Here is an 18,764-nt window from a genome sequence, read left to right on the forward strand (position 1 = left end):
AGTTGTTGGTGGTTGATAGTTGGTTATTTCCAATCCCCAATGCCCAATCCCCAATGCCCAATCCCCAATGCCCAATCCCCAATGCCCGATCCCCGATCCCTAATGCCCTACTTGCTAAGGCCTCATATAATATAGTAAAAGTCTGGTTGCAATTGTGATTTGGTGAATTATTCTGCACTGTCTTCAGAAGTAGACCCCAGTTCTGTATTTCCTTTTGAACTGGATGCGTTCCAGCTAGATGCGATCGCTTCTCTCAATGCTGGACGTTCTGTGGTGGTTTGTGCGCCAACAGGTTCGGGTAAAACCTTAGTTGGAGAGTATGGAATTTATCGTGCCTTGGCGCGAGGAAAACGGGTATTTTATACTACCCCCCTGAAGGCACTTTCTAACCAAAAATTACGTGATTTTCGTGACCAATTCGGCTTTGATGCCGTTGGGTTGTTAACAGGAGATGCTTCGATCAATCGGGATGCACCAATTGTAGTCATGACTACAGAAATTTTCCGCAACATGCTTTACGGCACACCGATTGGGCAAGTTGGTATCTCCTTAACAGACGTCGAAGCAGTGGTGTTAGATGAATGCCACTACATGAACGATCGCCAACGGGGAACAGTTTGGGAAGAATCGATAATTTATTGTCCCCACGAAATTCAACTGATTGCTCTATCAGCAACAGTCGCCAATAGTGAACAACTCACCGATTGGCTAAATCAAGTCCACGGTCCGACTGATCTGATCTACTCAGATTATCGTCCCGTTCCTTTGGAATTTCACTTTGGAAATCTCAAAGGGGTATTTCCACTGTTGAATGACAATAAAACCCAAATTAACCCGCGTCTGCTCAAACGAAACAGAAAAAAAGAATTAGAAAAAGGCAAGGGCAATCGCAGACCGGAAGCACCTAGTATAAATTTTATTCTTAGTCATCTCCAGCAACGAGATATGCTGCCAGCAATCTACTTTATCTTCAGTCGTCGCGGCTGTGATAAAGCAGTGACAGAAGTAGGTGATATGTGGCTGGTGAATGAGCAAGAAGCACAGCAACTACGGCGACAAATTGACGACTTTTTCAGCCGTAACCCAGACGCGGGGCGAGCCGGACATATTGCTCCCCTCTACCGTGGTATCGCTGCACACCACGCCGGGATTTTACCTGCGTGGAAAGTACTAGTAGAAGAACTATTTCAGCAAGGACTAATTAAAGTCGTATTTGCCACAGAAACCCTAGCAGCAGGAATTAATATGCCTGCTCGCACAACAGTTATTTCTACCATATCTAAGCGTACTGATACTGGACACCGGATGTTGACAGCTTCTGAATTTCTGCAAATGGCAGGAAGAGCAGGACGTCGGGGTATGGATGAAGTTGGTCATGTGGTGACATTACAAACTCCCTTTGAGGGAGCAGAACACGCAGCAGCTTTGGCAATCAAAAAACCAGACCCGTTGGTCAGCCATTTTACGCCCAGTTATGGCATGGTGTTGAACTTGCTGCAAATTCATACTCTTGATGAAGCTAGAGAACTCATCGAGCGCAGTTTTGGTCAGTATCTAGCAAATGTACATCTCCAACCAAGGCAGCAATATATTGCCCAGTTGCAAGCAGAATTAGAAGAAATTAATACACAAATTGCTGCGGTAGAAGAAAGCGAAATCGCTAGCTATGAAAAACTGCGACAACGCCTGAAAGTAGAACAAAAATTATTAAACACACTGCAAGAGCAAGCAAACGAAGGGCGGCAAGAAGAATTAAATATGATGCTCAACTTTGCCGTCTCAGGAACATTACTTAGTCTTAAAGGTAAATACCTAACAACGTCTCTACCAGTAACCGCAGTACTAGTCGGCAAAACCCAAGGTGCTAGCCAAACACATTATTTAGTGTGTTTAGGGAGAGATAACCGTTGGTATGTAGCAACTACAGCAGATGTAGTCAATTTATATGCAGAATTACCGAAAATTGATGTACCTCCTGACTTGCTACCACCTGCACAGATGAATTTAAAGCCAGGACAGTCCTGTCGTGGTGAAGAAGAAAGTAGAGTGATCGCTAACCAAATTCCCGAACCAGAGGAATTTCTACACACACCGCCCGAAGTCGTAGAACAACTCCATGTAGTTGCCTGTTTACGAGAGCAAATAGAAGCTCACCCACTGCATAAAACTGGCAATGTCGGTACTATTTTCAAACGAAAAGTACGGGCTGCCGAACTAGAAGAAGAAATTCAAGAATTGCAAATCCAGATAGAGCAACAATCCCAACGACATTGGGAAGAGTTTCTTAACCTGATTGAAATTTTGCAGTATTTTGAAGCCTTAGATAACTTATTACCTACACAATTAGGACAAATTGCCGCCGCAATTCGGGGTGAAAATGAACTGTGGCTTGGTTTAGTCCTTGCTAGTGGAGAACTAGATAACCTCGATCCCCATTGTTTAGCAGCAGCAGCAGCAGCATTAGTCACAGAAACTCCACGTCCTGATAGTAAAGTGCGCTTTGAACTTAGTGATGAAGTTGCAGAAGCTTTAGCGAAATTACGGGGAATTCGCCGCAAGATGTTCCAACTACAACGCCGCTATAACGTCGCTTTACCCATCTGGTTGGAGTTTGAATTAATCGCTTTAGTTGAAAAGTGGGCATTAGGGATGGATTGGGTTGAACTGTGCGACAATACTAGTCTTGATGAAGGTGATGTCGTACGGATTTTGAGGCGGACACTGGATTTATTATCCCAAATTCCCCACGTACCTTATATGTCAGAGTCCTTAAGACGTAATGCTTTACGTGCTATCCAGTTAATTGATCGATTCCCAGTCAATGAAGTTATGGAATAGTCATAAATCAGTTATCAGTTATCAGTTATCAGTTATCAGTTATCAAATTAAACTACTCACTGTTAACTGTTAACTGATTCATGCCCGATCCCCGTACCTATGAGAAGCCGCTGACGCGTCTACGCGAAGCGTCTCCTCTGGAGAATCCCCAATCCCTCTTTTCACTCTGGGTATTCGTGAGAAACAAACGGAACTTCTACTATTTCACCTGCAACTTCTCCAACTTGAACTTGCAAACCGACACCACCAGCTTTAGTACGGATATAGCCTAAACCACGATAACCATCGACAGTTTCAACGCAACTGGTCAATTTACCGACTTTTTCATCTCCTACTGTAATTCCTGTTCCTGGTTCGACAGCAGCACTCAGTTTGAGACCCCAAAGATATTGTTTTATACCTTTATAAGTATTTAAACGGGCAATAGTTTCTTGACCAATATAACAACCTTTATTAAAGGAAATTGTCTGCCATAAACCCACTTCCAAGGGATTGTAATCATCAGTTAATTCTTGCTCAGGAACCGGGCGACCTTGTGTAATTCGTAACGCTTCCCAAGCGCGATCGCTCATCGGTACTGCGCCTAACTCAACAATTTTATTCCAGACGATTTCTTTGATAGAGGCTGGCAAAATTAGAGTGTAGCCAGGAGAAGCTAAACCACTACCCACAGCAATATCTATACCATCAAATACTTGGTGATTTCCGTAGGATTGACCAATAATGGCGTTACCACCTAGCTTTTCAATAATCGTGTCACTGGCTGGCCCGATCAAACTTAAAGTTGCAGTTTCATCAGTGACATCAGTCAGTTGTACTTTATCAGCAAAAAAGATATAACGATCTAGCCACTGTAACAGATACTCACGACGGTTAGGTGAAACCAAAAGTAGGACTGCATCTTCCATCACATAGCCGGTTGCTAAGTCAATGGTACGAGCAGTGGATGTCACAAAAACTGTATCACAGCCTTGTCCTGGTTGCAGCTTTTGAAAATCGTTGGTGCTTTGGTTGTGCAGAAAACGCAGACGATCGCCATCCGAAACTTTAATACGTCCCCAGTGTGAGCGATCGCATATTGCAACTGTGGTTTGTGCTGCTGCGATCGCTGCTGTGTCTTGAGTGTCAATGGCAAATGTAGGCATAGTAATATATGAATTGAAACCACGACAAAATTTATCTTTGGAAAATCAACCACCAATGCACACCGAGTAGATTATGCGTTGTTGTTAATTATTAATTATTGTTAGCTATCTTTGCACTTTAGTTTATGCAATCAACTGGCGAAAACGTTTTTCTTTGGCAATTAATTCAAAATCTATGTCGGTTTCTGCTTGTTGTTTATATCTGGGATTGAAATTAATTGCTTGTTGGAGATTTTCTAAAGCTAATTCTAGCTGAGACTGTAAAGCATAACAGGCGGCTTTATTGTAATAGGCGTTGGCGTAATCTGGTTTAATATTCAAGGCGCGATCAAAGCTTTGAATTGCTTCATCGTCATCACCAAGCATAACTAAGGCGTAACCTCTGTTATTCCAAGCTTTGTAAGAGTCGGGATTTAATTGTAGTGCTGTGTCAAAAGATGCGATCGCTTCTTCGTATTCTTCCAATTCTTCTAGGGCTAATCCTCGGTTTAACCAAGCCACAGCATCATCTGGTTTAATTTTTACGGCTCTATCAAAACATTGAAAAGCTTCTTTTTGGCGCTTTAATAATCCTAGTGCTACACCTTTATCACACCAAGCTTGATGATATTCAGAGTTGATTTGTAAGGCTTGATCATAACAAGCGATCGCATCTTGGTATTGTTTTAATCTTCCCAAAGCAATACCCTGCTTCAACCAAATTAGCGGTTCGCCTGGGTTAAGTTTAATTGCTTTTTTGTAGAGAGCGATCGCATCTTCATAACGTTTTTCTGCAAACACCACATCTGCTTGTTTGAGGTAATCATCAACAGTCAATATATCCTGTGCTTCAGTAGTTTCTGAATCTACTGGTTGTGACGGTGCTGGCTCTAATATTTCTTGCACTTCCACAGTTACCACTTCTAAATTAGCTGGAGGTGTAATTTCAGCTAATTGTTTAAGAGTTTCTGCTTTTTGTTGTTGGGCTTCTGTTTGTAATTGGGCAAGTTGTGAGAGAAAATCTGACTTAATCTTTTCTAGCTTTTCTATAATTTCCAATTTTTGTGATTGTGCATTTGATTGTAATTCGGAATACTGAGCAGCAAATTCCGATCCTGATTTTTCGAGATTTTCAATTACTAATTCTTTACTACGTTTAACGTCTATCAACAACTTAGAAATTTGTGAGCCAATTTCAGTTTGTAATTTCTCTAACCTTTTAATGATACGCTGCTTTTGCTGGATAGCTTCTGTTTGTACATCACTAAGTTGAAACTTAATCTCAGATAATGTTTTATCTATTTCTGTTAAAACTTGGTCTTTTTGTTGTTGAGTTCCTACCTGCCATTGCGTCAGCTGGGCTGTAAAATCTGCTTGCGATTTTTCCAATCTTTTTATAACTTTTTGCTTTTGTTCTTGAGTCTCTGATTGCACATTATTCAATTGACATGTTAACTCAGATATTGATTGTTCTACTTCAGCCCAAGCTTGTTGTTTTTGTTGTCGAGTCTCTGTTTGTAAGTTTGACAATTGAGAGGAAAATTCTGATTGTAAATTTTGCAAACCTGCAATAATTTGTTGCTTGTGTTCCTCTAATGCCAAATTTGAGCCAGCTAATTGAGATGCAAATTGTGATATTAACTCTTGCTTAGAAGTTTGTAAATCTGCAAAAGCTTGCTCTTTTTGTTGTTGAGTCATGATATTTAAATTAGCAAGCTGTGTCGCAAATTCCGATTGCCAATTAGTCACATTTGCTAAAACTTGCTGTTGCTGTTGCTCAAGTTCCGATTGCCATTTTGCTAATAGAGTTCTAAATTCTTGTCGTGATTTTTCTAAGTCAGCAACTGTTTGTGCTTGATTTTGTTGATTAGCTGATTGATACTCTGCTAATTTTCCAACAAACTCTGCTTGTAAATTTTCTATATTTGCTATGATTCGCTGTTTTTCTTTTTGAGTATCAGACTGAATTTCAGTAATTTTTGATGTTAATTCTGTGATTGATTGTTCTAATTTTGTAAAAGCTTGTTCTTTCTGTTGTTGAGTGCTTGTTTTAATATCAGATAGTTGTGCCGAAAATTCTAACTGAGTTTTATTTAATTTTTCTCTAATTTGTTCATTTTTTTGTTTAACTTCTGACTGCCAAGCAGTTAATTGAGAAGTAAATTCGTGTCGAGATGCGTCTAATTCAGTGAAAGTTTCTTCTCTTTGTTTTTGATGTTCGTATTTAAAATCAGAGATTTCTGATATTAGTTCTGATCTTAATTTTCCTAAAGTATCAAGCGTTATATTTTTTTGATGTTGAGCATCTATTTCTAATTCTGACAATCGAGCGCCAAATTCTGCTTCTAGATTTTTTAATTGTTGTTTCGATGCATTTATTTGTGTTTCTAGTTGTGTTAATAAATGTACTTTTGACTCAGATATTTCCGATGGAATAACAGAGGTAATCTGTTCTCGTACCGCTTTGGCTTCTTGTTCTAAATCAGTGGTCAGATTTTTGGCTTGTTGGATACTCTGTTGTGCAGTTTGTCTCACACTAAGCAGTTGCTTTTGTAATTCTTCTAATTCCTTGAACTGCTGTGTCGCTTTATCTACGATTTCACGCACTACAGCCCGTCGCAATAGCCAAAAAGAAGCAATTACAGCGACTGGAAATACAGTCAGTATAATTACCCAAATATTTAGTAAACTGCGCGTACGACCAAAAGCCCGATCTACTTCTGTCTGGACTAGTTCTCGGACTTGTTGCTGTTGCGGTTGTTGAGTGACTGTAGGAGATGGCGAAACTTGAGCGATAACATCACCAACGGATAGTATAATGGTAGAAAATACTACAGCGCCTTGCAACAGGAATGCGTAGACAAATTGATGCTTGCTCTTCATGTACCTATCCTTATCCGTTTGGTCAGTTTTAAACTAAGCGTGCCTGTCTCCAATTTACCAGCCGTTGTCAGCCGTAATTCGAGGACGCAGCAACACCAAACAAAACCTATTCCTCCATAATAGAACTGTTATTGATTGGTTGTTGGTCACAGGGTCAATGGTCAAGCGTCATTGGGTATTGGCGGAAAGCGAGCCAAGCTTTGATATCTTCTGAGGTGAGTTCAGAAAAATTTTCCAGAATTTCTGCTTCGGTCATCCCACCTGCCAGATAAGCTAATCGTCATTCATTTTTCCAGACTGATTCGCTTGTAAGTACTTATGCAAAATTAATTAGACATTTTTTATTCTGTATCCTTGATTTGCCAAACCAAAGAGACAAACGAGATATATAAATAATTTTGCCTAATTACTTAGTAAGGGCTTTAGCCCTGATTTTATGCAACTTAAATGCTCATTAGTTTATTCCATGATATCGTACATGGTGATTCGCATTCCCCGAATACATGGCTTGCCACTGCGCTTTACAGGCTCGATCGTAATAATGTCTTGGTAGTTCATAAAACGCCATGAGGGAAAAATATCTATCTAAACATTATACCGAAACCTCTTTCTGCCCGCAGGCAGAGAATACTTCTAGAGCTTATCCGCAATATGTTGAGCAGCCTCTGCCGAAGTCCTCACTGGAATGATTTCAAAATGACCGAGATCGCTCCAAGCTTCGATCCAAACCTCAAACAAGGCTCGGTTATCTGTTCGCATGAGTTGGAAGCACCGAAAATAGTCTAAATCTACCCAACTGTCTACGTACTCAAGACCTGGTGGCAACTGACGACCATAATCGCGGGCGCGACGGTAAATATCAACAGCCGCTCCTGCATTGAAATATTCGATGACCATATAAAGCATTGATTTCAACCTCGATCTGATTCTCAATCGTCTCACAGATTACCTCTAAACATCGCCATAACCGACAGCGCAAGCTGCATCCTGATTTAAGTAAGTCACGGAGTTTGACGTAGTAGTTTACCCCAAAGCACTCCGACCTGAGATGGTCTTGATCTGGGAGAGATGTTTGAGTCTTTGCTTGTTTGCGATACTCTAACTCTGGATCGACTTTTGGCTACGCATCTTGCGGTTGATGAAAATATGGCTACATCAACGCAAAATCAGGCATTTCACACTGTTCTATTTCTCTATAAAGAAGTATTAAAACAAGATTTAGATTTAAAAGTAGATGCGGTACGGGCCAAGAAATATGCCTATCAATTGGGGAAGTTCAGTATAAAAGCTAAAGTAACCTAAAAAAGCCCAATTCCCAATCCCCAATCCCACCTCTACTGCGGACTAACCGTAGGGCTTGTTTTTTCTTTAGCCTGATTGTCGGCTGCTTGTTTAAATAATGGTTCAATTTTATTGCGCCAATATTCAATATTGGGTAATTTTTCGGGATGATCTTTGTAAGCCAAAACTTTATCCCATTGACCATTATCTAGTGCCTTATTAATTTCATTGAATAAAGCTTCTGATTTTGTCCAATCTTGCTGCCATTGGGTGATAATATCTGCTGTTTCTTTAAAATCAGACGCATTCCAAGGTATAGACTTCAGAAGTTCGATCGCTCTGTCTAAATCCCCAGATTCATATTTCTCTTTTGCTTGTTCTAAAATTTCACTAGCACTTTTATTGACAGCTTTATTTTGTGGTTTATCTGAGTCTGATTGTGATGAAGGTAATGGTGATGGTAAAGGTTGTGATGTTTTTGAGGGTGGTGTTTCTACATCAACCACAGGTTTTGTAGAAAGGGGACGATTAGCAATCACAGTACTATCATCTACTGTTTTAAGTGCAATCCCTCTATCTCGTAGACAAGAAACCCATTCTTCTTGATTTTTGATTGCATCCGAATATATCCAAGCTGAGTTCTTGGGGTCGATTTTAACTTCTACCCAACCAGCTTTTGTCCGCTTACCGGTGACTTCTAATTGCTTGCCTTTACTAAGTGTTTCTACAATGTTGTCATTGGCGATCGCCACTGGTTCGGAACGGAGATTAACTTTATTTGCACCAACCACAACAAAACAGTTACTGGCTGTGTCATTACCCCCCGAAAAACTAGTAGTGAAATTTTCGACATTTTTGACTAAAGCTGGAGCGACAACAGCAGCACTACCAGCCAAAATCACCAGAATACATAGCTGTAGTAAATCAAGACCACCGGAACTTCTACGAATGGTAGTATGCTGAGGCTGAGGGGTTGCTGATTTTGAAATTTCACGATTTACAGGTGCAACAGCGACAGTTCTTTGCTGAGACTGAAGCGATGGAGATTTGATAGATTGGTAGCTAGACTTTCTGGGGTTTGCTATGGACTCGGAATGCATACCCAGAGAATACAACGCCTGTAGTGCTTCTGTAGCAGTTTGGTAGCGGTCTTTAAAGTGATAGCGTACCATCTTGTCTAAAACTGCAACCAAATTTTGGTTGATAGGTACTAAATGTTGCCAAAGAATCTCACCAGTTTGAGTATCTTCTTGCAAATCGATTGGTGCTATTCCTGTCAATGCTTGAATCGCAATAATACCCAAAGCATAAATATCACTGTTGGGGCGGGGTTTACCTTGTCCTTGTTCTGTAGGCATATAACCGGGAGTACCAATTGCCACTGTTGCGGAAAAATGTCCACCACCGAATGCTTGAGGATATCCAGAAGGAGAACGTAAGTGTTTGACAGCGCCAAAGTCTACTAAAACTAATTTATGGTCAGAGGCACGACGAATTATATTATCTGGCTTGATATCCCGATGAATTACCCCGTGGCTATGAACAAATTCCAGAATATTGAGAACTTCTATCAATAAATCAATAACTTCGCCCTCAGTCCAAGCTTCATCAGGAATTAATTCATCATTGAGAGGATGTCCTTCAATAAATTCTTGTACCAGATAGAATTCTTGATTTTCGTCAAAATAAGCCAAAAGCCTGGGTATTTGGTCATGATTACCCAATTTTTCTAAGGTTTCGGCTTCATTGTGAAACAATCGCTTGGCAGTGTCAAAGATTGTAGGGTCGGTGCTAACTGGCTTGAGATGCTTCACCACACAAATAGGATTACCCGGTCGCTTCGTATCCTTGGCAATGTAGGTTTCTCCAAATCCTCCTGTTGCCAAAACTTGGATAACTTGGTATCGGTGGTCTAGTAACTTGCCAATCATATTCCCTCCCCAGTGTTTACACCCAGTGTTGCCAAATGGTAATAAATATCTCCAAGCTTTGATCGATAAAATCCGTTATCTTGAAAAAAGATTTGCACGTAAAACGCACTTTTTAATAGATACAAATTGTTAATTTATTTTTCAATAACATTTTTTAGTACCCATGCCTCCTAAAATCACCAACTCACTCGCTTGGCAGCAGGCTGAACTCCTCATGCAACCTGCTTTCATTCGCGTTGTTGATAACATTCGCAAGCTACTGGATCTCTCTGATTGGAAAGGAACTTACCAGGATGTACTGATTTGGCCCCTAGAAACCACAGAAGATACAAAAGCTATTGTTACGAAGCTTTTGCAAGAACTAGAAGCTGCAACACCAGAAAAAGCCATAGAAATTAGGGAGACACTAGCTCGTCTGCCAATTCCCCATCCAGGATATCACTTGTTTTTGCAGCGTCAAGAGCAAGAAGTCAGCGTAGATTTATGGGAATTATGTTATCAAGTGTGTTTTCTTGATTACACTTCCCCCAACAATGATGCAGTTGAGATTGATACTAGTTTAATAGATGAAGTGGGTGATGTGGATTGGCAACGTTTAGACAACAAGGCCAAGCAGTTAGTTGAACAGGTCTTTGCTTCTTTACCGTCGGAATAGGGGATCGCGGATCGGGGATTGGGGATTGGGGATTGGGGATTGGGGATTGGGGAACTCCTCCCCCAAGGGAGTGGGGATTAGGGGCGAAGGGGTAACGGGGATTGGGGATTGGGGATCGGGGATTGGGATTCTCGTTTTATCCCATATGGAACTTTTTGTTGCTTATACTCGTAGAAAATTGTCGGTGAGCAACTCACCACAAAATCTTCTATTGAGTATAAAACCATGCCACGCATCTTTGACAACATAGATTTGCAACTGCTACCGATTTTGCGAGAGACATTGAAAGTCTCTTATCGGTCAGATTTTTGCGTTGGCTATTTTAATCTCAGAGGTTGGCGAAAAATAGATGATTTAATTGAACAGTATGTTGGCAACGAAAAAGCTTGTTGTCGTTTGCTGATTGGGATGCAAAGTCGTGAGAGTGATGAAGTCCATGCAGCTTTCACCCTTGGTAGTGGTGATGGGCGGATCGATAATAGTGCGATCGCGCGTTATAAAAAACAGATGGCTAGTGAATTTCGCCAGCAGTTAACTATCGGTGCGCCTACGAATCAAGATGAAGCGGGTTTGCGACGGTTAAGTTATCAGCTAAAAACAAAGAAACTAATTATTAAACTGTTTCTGCGTCACCCTCTCCACGCCAAGTTGTACCTTGTACACCGACAAGATCCAAATGCACCAATAGTCGGATTTTTGGGTAGTAGTAACCTAACTTTGCCGGGATTGGCTAAACAAGGGGAATTGAATGTTGATATTTTAGACCACGATGCTTGCAACAAACTGCAAAAATGGTTTGATGATCGTTGGCAAGAATACGGTTGTATAGATATTTCCAAAGAACTAGCGGAAATTATTGATGAGAGTTGGGCGAGGGAAAAATTAATCCCACCTTACCACATTTACCTCAAGATTGCTTATCACTTATCTCATGAGGCGATCGCTGGACTTTCAGAGTTTCGCATTCCCCGTGAATTTAACAATTTATTTGATTTCCAAAAAGCAGCAGTGCAGCTAGCAGCGCGTCATGTTACTAGACGTGGTGGGGTGTTGGTGGGGGATGTGGTTGGTTTAGGGAAAACTTTAGTGGGAACCGCCCTTGCAAAAATATTACAGGAAGATTGTCTTTTAGAAACGCTGATTATTTGCCCGAAAAATTTGGTGCAAATGTGGCAGGAATATGTTGATAACTATAAGTTATATGCTAGAGTTTTGCCGATTAGTAAAGTACTTGTCGAATTACCAAAGTTACGTCGCTACCGAGTTGTGTTAATAGATGAAAGTCACAATTTACGTAACCGGGAAGGAAAAAGATATGGAGCGATCGCAGAATATATTAATGCTAACGAAAGTAAATGTATTCTACTTTCTGCTACACCTTATAACAAAACCTATCTTGACCTTTCTTCCCAATTAAGATTATTTGTACCAGAAGACCAGGATTTAGGTTTTCGACCAGAAGCTTTAATCAATGAACTTGGAGAATTAGAGTTTACTAGAAGACATCAATTTTCTGTACGTTCTTTAGCGGCGTTTGAAAAAAGCGAATATTCCGACGACTGGCGAGAGTTGATGAAACGCTACATGGTACGGCGGACGCGATCTTTTATTAAAGATAATTATGCCCATATAGATGCAACTGAACGTAAATATTTAGAATTTGTTGATGGGAGTCGTTCTTATTTCCCATATCGTATTCCTCGGACTGTCAAGTTTACTTTAGAATGTTCTGATAATGACGTTTATTCTCGGCTTTATTCTGAGTCAATGGTAGAGATAATTAATCAACTTAATCTACCTCGTTATGGGTTAGGAAATTACCTTGTCACCAAACACAAACAACCACCAACAGAAACTGAACAACGATTTTTAAATTCATTATTTCGTGGTGGACGTAGATTAATGGGATTTTCTCGTACCAATTTATTTAAACGCTTGGAAAGCAGTGGAATTGCTTTTCTCCAATCAATTGAACGTCATATTTTACGAAATTTTATTTATTTATATGCCCTACAACACGAACTTGATCTTCCTATTGGTACTCAAGATCCTGAGTTATTAAATACAAGTAATAACGATGAAGATGCTGAGTCGATTACAGCAACTTTGTTTGATACAGAAACCGAAGATGATATCGAAGAATCTTCCGTGCAAAAAGAAACAGACGCAGCAAACTTAACAGAACAAAGTTTTCGTCAAAAAGCAGAGTTAATTTATACTGAATATGCAACTCGCTATCAACGGCGATTTAGGTGGTTGCGTTCTACACTATTTGATATCAAAAAATTAAAACGGGATTTGTTGGCGGATGCTAAAGCACTGATCAATGTGTTGCAACATTGTGGCGAGTGGAATTCCCAAGAAGATAAAAAATTTGCTGCTTTGGTCGAATTACTAACAAAAACTCACCCAAAAGATAAGATACTAATTTTTACCCAATTTGCCGATACAGTACGTTATCTGACTGAGAATCTACAGGCGATCAAGATTACTCATGTAGCAGGAGTGACAGGTCAATCAAAAAACCCTACGGAATTGACGGGAAGATTTAGTCCTGTGAGTAATGGAAAAGGCGATCGCATCACCCCTTCTCAAGAATTACGTATCTTAATTGCTACCGATATTCTCAGTGAAGGTCACAATCTGCAAGACTGTGCAATTATCATCAATTGGGATTTACCTTGGGCTATTATTAGGCTAATCCAAAGGGCGGGACGAGTAGACCGGATTGGACAAAATGCTGAAAACATTCTCTGTTATTCTTTCTTACCAGCAGAGGGAGTAGAACGCATTATTAATTTACGGGGGCGATTGCGTCAACGACTACAAGAAAATGCGGAAGTAGTAGGAACCGATGAAGCATTTTTTGAAGATGATGATACACAGGTAATTCTCGACCTCTATAATGAAAAATCTGGAATTTTGGATGGCGAAGAAGACACAGAAGTAGACTTAACATCGGAAGCATTTCAAATTTGGAAAAAAGCTACGGATAATAATCCAACTTTGAAAAAGATGATTGAAGAAATGCCAAATGTGGTTTATTCTACTCGCGCCCATACTCCCCAACCTGTGCAACCAGAGGGAGTATTACTTTATATGAAAACCACTGAGGGGAATGATTCTTTAATTTATGTTGATCGCGAAGGAAAAAGTGTTACTCAATCGCAATTAGCTGTTTTAAAAATGGCAACTTGTGAAGAATCCACTCCCGCCATTCCCAGAGATAAACAGCATCACGAATTAGTTAAAAAAGGTACGGAACTGATTGCTGAGGAAGAAAAAAATATGGGTGGTCAATTGGGAAGACCATCAGGTGCAAGATTCCGCACTTATGAACGCTTAAAAAGTTATGTTCAGGAAATGAAAGGGACTTTATTTATTACTGATGAATTGCTAAAAGCAATAGATGATATTTATCGTTACCCGTTAAGACAGTCAGCCATTGATAAGTAGGTGGGCATGAAAAAACCAAACTATGTTAAGGTATGTAAATACGGAAAATGCATCTACCGAGGTGACTAAGTTATGGGCGCTCGTTTAAGAGTATTTTTAACTCGTGAGCAAGATAACACCTTGTTAAAACTGAGAACTGCGGATGTACCGCAGAAAGTTAAAGACCGAGCAGAGGTAATCAGACTAAACGCTCACGGCTGGTATGTAGAAAAAATAGCTGCTCACTTTAACTGGACTTCACAGACCGTGAGAGAAGTTTTGCATAAATGGCAAAAACTAGGTCTGGAAGGGCTTTGGGAATTAGCAGGTCGAGGGGGAAAACTGAAGTGGTCCGAAGAAGACATAATCTTTTTGGAAGAGTGCCTTAAAAAAGAACCACGTACATATAACAGTCGTCAACTTGCTGAAAAATTGTCAAGCGATCGCAAAATCAAACTGAGTCCTGACAGATTAAGACGGGTACTCAAAAAAAGGGGGTCAACTGGAAACGAACTAGGAAAAGTCACAAAGGAAAACAAGACCCAATAGCGCGAGTTTGTAAACAAGCAGACTTAGAGATGTTAGAACTGGCTGCTGCTACGGGAGAAATAGACCTGAAATACCTTGATGAATCTGGATTTTGTACGTGGAGCGAACCTAGTTATACATATTACTTTCGAGGTAAGCAAAAACGCTTAGAGCAAAGTAAGCGTCGTGGTCGAAGGTTAAGCATTATCGGGTTCTTTCAACCCTTAATCAGTTTTGTTTACGGTCTGATTATTGGAGGCGTTGATAGCAAAGTTTACATCCAAATGATGGAGCAAGAAGCCCAAGAAGCATCAAAAAGTGGGCGTATCCGAGTCATAGTGCAAGATAACAGTCCTATACATAGATCCCAGAAAGTCCAGCAGTTATGGTCAAAGTGGGAAAACCTTGGTTTGTATATCTTCTTTTTACCCAAGTATTGTTCCGAGATGAATCCAATTGAATTAGAGTGGCAACACCTCAAAAAAGACGAAATATCAGGACAAATGTTTGATGATGAATTAGACCTTGCCTATGCTGTCATCAATGGAGTCGAAGCAAGGGGGGAAAAGGGCAACTACAGTACCACACGTATTAAATTTTCCAATAGGAATGGTTAATTTTTCGTTACATACTTATAAATTTTCACGCCCACCTACTTACAAAAACCGGAAATTGCAGCAGCTTGGTTAGAATATCAGAGTCAATATCCTTATGTGAGTGCTTATTATCGTTCGTCTGAAGATTATAAAAATCAGATTTCTATTGTTAATGGTAAAAAAGCTGGTACAGATATTAATCTTTATAAATTATTTGTCGAACGCTGCTTTCATTTGCTGCGAGATGGTGGGGAATGTGGAATTGTCATTCCTAGTGGAATCTACACTGATTTAGGAACTAAGCAACTGCGAGAAATGCTGTTTAGCCAAACAAAGGTAACTGGATTATTTTGTTTGGAGAATCGTAAAGAAGTTTTTGAAGGTGTTCATCGTAGTTTCAAAATAGTCGTTCTTACCTTTGCTAAAGGTGGTAAAACAACTGAGTTTCCATCGGCTTTTATGCGACTTGATGTACAGGAGTTGGAAAGATTTCCGAGTCAAGAAAGTTTGCGGATAAGTTTTGATATGGTGCGGAAACTCTCGCCTGATTCACTTTCGGTGATGGAGTTTAAGAATGAAATAGATGTCCGCATTGCTGAGAAAATGCTGAGGTTTCCTTTGTTAGGGGAAAAGATTGATGGTAAATGGAATCTGCGGTTAACTCGTGAATTTGACATGACTAATGATAGTCATTTATTTAAGCAACAGCCTGGGAAAGGAAGGATACCGCTTTATGAAGGTAAGATGATTCATCAGTTTACGCATCAATTTGCGGAACCAAGATATTGGGTAGATGAACAGGAAGGTAGGAAAGCAATATTGGGAAGGAATGGAAATGATAATGGTCAGAAGTTAGATTATCAAAATTATCGTTTAGGGTTTAGGGACGTAGCATCAAGCACTAATGAAAGGACAATGATTTCGGGAATTATCCCGCCTAATCTTTTTGCAGGTAACACACTAATTGTCTCAGAACCATTCAGCAATCAGCAGGAATTATTGTCTGTCTGCGCTGTACTAAATAGCTTTGCTTGTGATTTTGTAATTCGCCAGAAAGTTACGGCGCATTGCAATATGTTCTATGTTTACCAACTACCAATACCACGTCTAACACAAACCGATCGCCACTTCACGGACATCGTAGAACGCGCCGCTAAACTCATCTGCACCACCCCAGAATTTGACGAACTGGCGCAAGAGACGTTAAATTTAACGTCTCTACAATGTGGCGTTACCGATGAAACAGATCGCGCCAAACTCCGCGCCGAACTTGATGGAATCGTAGCGCACCTCTACGGCTTAACCGAAGAAGAATTTACTTACATTCTCAGCACATTTCCCATTGTTTCAGAACAAGTCAAACAGGATGCATTAGAAGCTTATCGCACCTTTGCACCCATGACTGGCGATGCAGAAATTGTGGTGATTTATCCGGTTGTATGAAATCACCCTGCGATCCCCGAACCCCAATCCCCGAACCCCAATCCCTGATCCCCGATCCCCTATCCCCAATCAAAACTGACGTGACCATTCACTAGGCCAGCGTTCCACGACTACTTTCGTTTGCGTAAAAAACTCAACTGCGTGATTACCTTGACCGTGTAAATCACCAAAAAAGCTGTCTTTCCAGCCGCTAAAGGGGAAAAATGCCATAGGTGCGGCGACTCCGATGTTGATACCGATATTACCTGCTTCTGCTTCATAGCGAAACTTCCGTGCTGCTGCGCCACTGGTGGTAAACAAACAAGCCATATTGCCATACTGACCACTGTTGACGAAAGCGATCGCTTCATCAATATTGTTTACATGGATTAAACTCAGTACTGGCCCGAAAATTTCGGTTTTGGCAATTTCACTCGCCGGATCGACATTTTGCAAAATTGTGGGACGCACAAAGTAACCTTGTTCATGTCCAAAAATGTCTGGTTGGCGTCCATCTACTAACAACGTCGCGCCACTGTCTGCACCTTTTTGAATTAAGCTCTCAATTCTGTCTTTACTTTGGGCAGAAATCACTGGCCCCATCTCTACCCCTGGTTCTAAACCATTACCTACCACTCGCTTTTTGGCAGTTTCTGCGATCGCTTCTGTAAAAGTTTGCCGTGCTTCCCCCACAGTAACAGCGATTGAAGCTGCTAAACAACGTTGTCCTGCACAACCAAAGGCGCTATCCGCAGTAATCCGCCTGGTCATTTCCATATCTGCATCCGGTAGGACAATAATCGGATTCTTCGCACCACCTTGGCACTGGACACGCTTACCGTTTGCTGCGGCTCGACTATAAATATATTTTGCTACAGGTGTGGAACCAACAAAACTTATTGCCCGAATTTGCGGATGATCTAGAATAGCATCTACAGCTTGTTTCGTCCCATTCACGAGATTGATCACGCCTTTGGGAAAGCCTGTTTTGTCCAGTAACTGGAAGATTTTTTGCATTGTCAGTGGCACTTTTTCCGAAGGCTTGACAATATAGGTATTACCGCAGGCGATCGCATAGGGCATAAACCAAAATGGTATCATTCCTGGAAAGTTGAACGGCCCAATCACCGCACATACTCCCAGTGGTTGGCGAATCATCATCTCATCAATTCCCCGCGCGATGTCTTCCAGATTTGTCCCCTGCATCATCATCGGAATACCGCAAGCGATTTCGACATTTTCAATGGCGCGGCGCATCTCACCCTTCGACTCAGCTAAAGTTTTACCGCATTCTTGAGTAATTGTACGGGCTAAATCTTCAAAGTTTTCTTCTAATAAATTTTTCAGTTTAAATAAATACTGTACCCGTTCTGTCGGTGGAGTCCGTCGCCATGTAACAAAAGCTGTGGCAGCTGCTTCCGTAGCTTGATTGACCTCAGATGCAGTTGACAGAGGCACTTTCGCCAATATTTCCGTCGTCGCTGGGTTAATTACATCTAAAAATTCTGTAGCATTAGATGCACACCATTGACCATTGATATAGTTAGGTAATGTAATAATTGTTGCCATTACGTAGATATTTATTTCCTAAGATCAAAATATAAGAATATAAATATCTTAGTCTTTAACTGTTTTTGCTAAAGATGAAGCATACAGCTGCTCTTGGTAGGATTTACGGATTTTTTGTAAAGCATTAGTAGAATTTGTTCAGATCCCCGACTTCTTGAAGAAGTCGGGGATCTATAACACCTCAGTCGTTGTGCGGCAAATACTGAAATCTTTTTTGATTCTTCTAATTTTTAATCAGTGCAATTTCTGAGGTTATAGGTATTATAAATTTAATATTATCGATTTGTTACGCAACTAGGTGCAATTCATATAAGTTTTATGAAATAAGCATTTGCATGAGTTTGTTATTATTTTTTAGTAACATTCTCATCAGCAAATGCCCTTATATGAAAATCGCTGCAAATGTATAAAAAGTACTATATTCTCACTTAAAAAATGAGTATGATAAATGAAAGGTTTGCTTAAAATTTAAGAAAAACAGGATAAAGCACCCACAGCCAGG

12 protein-coding genes and 1 pseudogene are annotated in these 18,764 nt (G+C 40.4%); 6 read left to right on the forward strand and 7 right to left on the reverse strand.

What is annotated here, in order from left to right; all coding sequences use genetic code 11:
• Window positions 1-162 precede the first annotated feature (162 nt).
• Window positions 163-2,838 carry a DEAD/DEAH box helicase gene (locus tag B4U84_RS16535; RefSeq protein WP_131120993.1) on the forward strand — a complete coding sequence of 892 codons (2,676 nt, stop codon included), beginning with the start codon at window positions 163-165 and terminating at the stop codon, window positions 2,836-2,838.
• 161 nt (window positions 2,839-2,999) lie between these two features.
• On the opposite strand, the gene ygfZ is transcribed toward B4U84_RS16535, so the two are convergent.
• From ygfZ to B4U84_RS16560, 5 genes and pseudogenes are all read right to left on the reverse strand, one after another.
• Complete coding sequence (ygfZ, locus tag B4U84_RS16540) at window positions 3,000-3,983, reverse strand: CAF17-like 4Fe-4S cluster assembly/insertion protein YgfZ (RefSeq protein WP_131119533.1); 984 nt, start codon at window positions 3,981-3,983, stop codon at window positions 3,000-3,002.
• A 123-nt stretch (window positions 3,984-4,106) separates the two neighbouring features.
• Window positions 4,107-6,845 carry a tetratricopeptide repeat protein gene (locus B4U84_RS16545; RefSeq protein WP_131119535.1) on the reverse strand — a complete coding sequence of 913 codons (2,739 nt, stop codon included), beginning with the start codon at window positions 6,843-6,845 and terminating at the stop codon, window positions 4,107-4,109.
• A gap of 154 nt (window positions 6,846-6,999) precedes the next feature.
• Complete coding sequence (locus B4U84_RS16550; protein ID WP_476426458.1) at window positions 7,000-7,113, reverse strand: DUF433 domain-containing protein; 114 nt, start codon at window positions 7,111-7,113, stop codon at window positions 7,000-7,002.
• A 194-nt stretch (window positions 7,114-7,307) separates the two neighbouring features.
• A pseudogene (locus tag B4U84_RS16555) lies at window positions 7,308-7,403 on the reverse strand (DUF433 domain-containing protein); the annotation flags it as partial.
• 75 nt (window positions 7,404-7,478) lie between these two features.
• Window positions 7,479-7,751 carry a DUF3303 domain-containing protein gene (locus B4U84_RS16560; protein ID WP_026081859.1) on the reverse strand — a complete coding sequence of 91 codons (273 nt, stop codon included), beginning with the start codon at window positions 7,749-7,751 and terminating at the stop codon, window positions 7,479-7,481.
• A 162-nt stretch (window positions 7,752-7,913) separates the two neighbouring features.
• On the opposite strand from B4U84_RS16560, the gene B4U84_RS31210 reads away from it, so the two are divergent.
• Window positions 7,914-8,147: a phage integrase N-terminal SAM-like domain-containing protein gene (locus tag B4U84_RS31210; protein WP_017310201.1), complete on the forward strand. Its 234-nt coding sequence runs from the start codon at window positions 7,914-7,916 to the stop codon at window positions 8,145-8,147.
• A 32-nt stretch (window positions 8,148-8,179) separates the two neighbouring features.
• Here B4U84_RS31210 and B4U84_RS16570 read toward each other — a convergent pair whose 3' ends face one another.
• Window positions 8,180-10,057, reverse strand: a complete 1,878-nt coding sequence (locus B4U84_RS16570; RefSeq protein ID WP_017310202.1) for a protein kinase domain-containing protein — start codon at window positions 10,055-10,057, stop codon at window positions 8,180-8,182.
• Between the two features lie 163 nt (window positions 10,058-10,220).
• On the opposite strand from B4U84_RS16570, the gene B4U84_RS16575 reads away from it, so the two are divergent.
• The 4 genes from B4U84_RS16575 to B4U84_RS16590 all read left to right on the forward strand — a co-directional run bounded on the left by B4U84_RS16575 (window position 10,221) and on the right by B4U84_RS16590 (window position 16,714).
• Window positions 10,221-10,712 (forward strand): hypothetical protein, encoded by a 492-nt coding sequence (locus B4U84_RS16575; RefSeq protein ID WP_017310203.1) that lies wholly within the window; start codon window positions 10,221-10,223, stop codon window positions 10,710-10,712.
• Between the two features lie 225 nt (window positions 10,713-10,937).
• Window positions 10,938-14,168 carry a DEAD/DEAH box helicase family protein gene (locus B4U84_RS16580; protein ID WP_131119537.1) on the forward strand — a complete coding sequence of 1,077 codons (3,231 nt, stop codon included), beginning with the start codon at window positions 10,938-10,940 and terminating at the stop codon, window positions 14,166-14,168.
• 72 nt (window positions 14,169-14,240) lie between these two features.
• Window positions 14,241-15,292, forward strand: a protein-coding gene (locus B4U84_RS16585) for an IS630 family transposase (protein ID WP_165490309.1) whose coding sequence is annotated in 2 segments (ribosomal slippage) — window positions 14,241-14,633 and window positions 14,636-15,292 — 1,050 coding nt in all. Because the reading frame shifts where the segments join, the coding sequence is not laid out codon by codon here.
• A gap of 96 nt (window positions 15,293-15,388) precedes the next feature.
• On the forward strand, window positions 15,389-16,714 hold the full coding sequence (locus B4U84_RS16590; RefSeq protein WP_242677655.1) for an Eco57I restriction-modification methylase domain-containing protein: 1,326 nt from the start codon (window positions 15,389-15,391) through the stop codon (window positions 16,712-16,714).
• 69 nt (window positions 16,715-16,783) lie between these two features.
• Here the strand turns inward: B4U84_RS16590 and B4U84_RS16595 are convergent, their stop codons facing one another.
• The gene (locus tag B4U84_RS16595) at window positions 16,784-18,262 is read right to left on the reverse strand and encodes a CoA-acylating methylmalonate-semialdehyde dehydrogenase (RefSeq protein ID WP_131119540.1); all 1,479 of its coding nucleotides are present in this window, start codon (window positions 18,260-18,262) and stop codon (window positions 16,784-16,786) included.
• Window positions 18,263-18,764: the final 502 nt, after the last annotated feature.

This window comes from Westiellopsis prolifica IICB1, from assembly GCF_004323185.1.
In the GTDB taxonomy this organism is placed as follows: domain Bacteria; phylum Cyanobacteriota; class Cyanobacteriia; order Cyanobacteriales; family Nostocaceae; genus Pelatocladus; species Pelatocladus prolificus_A.